This is a genomic window from Bacillus testis (genome assembly GCF_001243895.1).
In the GTDB taxonomy this organism is placed as follows: Bacteria; Bacillota; Bacilli; order Bacillales; family DSM-1321; genus Bacillus_AD; species Bacillus_AD testis.
In genome coordinates, this window is sequence record NZ_LN851186.1 from 212,143 (window position 1) to 213,829 (window position 1,687).

General features: G+C 52.7%; 1 rRNA gene and 2 other annotated features. The gene reads left to right on the plus strand.

What is annotated here, in order from left to right:
• The first annotated feature begins 122 nt into the window (after positions 1-122).
• Positions 123-468 (plus strand) — a sequence feature (23S ribosomal RNA rRNA prediction is too short).
• A gap of 9 nt (positions 469-477) precedes the next feature.
• Positions 478-1,348: a sequence feature (23S ribosomal RNA rRNA prediction is too short), on the plus strand.
• 208 nt (positions 1,349-1,556) lie between these two features.
• Positions 1,557-1,672 (plus strand): 5S ribosomal RNA (gene rrf, locus BN1765_RS01515).
• Positions 1,673-1,687 lie beyond the last annotated feature (15 nt).

A 1,687-nucleotide genomic window follows, 5' to 3' on the forward strand; every position in this document is an offset into this window, starting at 1 on the left:
AGCGAGGGAAATTTAGTACCGAAGTTCTTGATTCTACACTGCCAAGAAAAGCTTCTAGCGAGATAAAAGGTGCCCGTACCGCAAACCGACACAGGTAGGCGAGGAGAGAATCCTAAGGTGTGCGAGAGAACTCTCGTTAAGGAACTCGGCAAAATGACCCCGTAACTTCGGGAGAAGGGGTGCTCTGGTAGGGTGCAAGCCCGAGAGAGCCGCAGTGAATAGGCCCAGGCGACTGTTTAGCAAAAACACAGGTCTCTGCGAAGCCGCAAGGCGAAGTATAGGGGCTGACGCCTGCCCGGTGCTGGAAGGTTAAGAGGAGAGGTTAGCGCAAGCGAAGCTTTGAATCGAAGCCCCAGTAAACGGCGGCCGTAACTATAACGGTCCTAAGGTAGCGAAATTCCTTGTCGGGTAAGTTCCGACCCGCACGAAAGGCGTAACGATCTGGGCACTGTCTCAACGAGAGACTCGGTGAAATTATAGTACCTGTGAAGATGCAGGTTACCCGCGACAGGACGGAAAGACCCCGTGGAGCTTTACTGCAGCCTGATATTGAATTTTGGTACAGCTTGTACAGGATAGGTAGGAGCCTTTGAAGCCGGAGCGCCAGCTTCGGTGGAGGCGTCGGTGGGATACTACCCTGGTTGTATTGAAATTCTAACCCGCACCCCTCAATCGGGGTGGGAGACAGTGTCAGGCGGGCAGTTTGACTGGGGCGGTCGCCTCCTAAAATGTAACGGAGGCGCCCAAAGGTTCCCTCAGAATGGTTGGAAATCATTCGTAGAGTGCAAAGGCATAAGGGAGCTTGACTGCGAGACCTACAAGTCGAGCAGGGACGAAAGTCGGGCTTAGTGATCCGGTGGTTCCGCATGGAAGGGCCATCGCTCAACGGATAAAAGCTACCCCGGGGATAACAGGCTTATCTCCCCCAAGAGTCCACATCGACGGGGAGGTTTGGCACCTCGATGTCGGCTCATCGCATCCTGGGGCTGTAGTCGGTCCCAAGGGTTGGGCTGTTCGCCCATTAAAGCGGTACGCGAGCTGGGTTCAGAACGTCGTGAGACAGTTCGGTCCCTATCCGTCGCGGGCGTAGGAAATTTGAGAGGAGCTGTCCTTAGTACGAGAGGACCGGGATGGACGCACCTCTGGTGTACCAGTTGTCTTGCCAAAGGCATCGCTGGGTAGCTATGTGCGGACGGGATAAGTGCTGAAAGCATCTAAGCATGAAGCCCCCCTCAAGATGAGATTTCCCATAGCGTCAAGCTAGTAAGACCCCTGAGAGATGATCAGGTTGATAGGTTCGAGATGGAAGTGTGGCGACACATGGAGTTGACGAATACTAATCGGTCGAGGACTTAACCTAAATTATAAAGCGAAGGCGATTGTCCAGCTTTGACGGCGTTGGAGGGTTGACACTACAAATCCCGGTTTTGGATTTGAAGTGGCGAACCGAAACGACCGAAAAGCTAGGAGCCGTAGCTGGATTACGTGTTTGAACAAAAATCTTACTCCTTCCGTTATCTAGTTTTGAAGGAATAAACCTTTTTAAAAAATATATGTCTGGTAATGATGGCGAAGAGGCCACACCCGTTCCCATTCCGAACACGGAAGTTAAGCTCTTCAGCGCCGATGGTAGTTGGGGGTTTCCCCCTGCGAGAGTAGGACGTTGCCAGGCAAACGAAAGATCAGC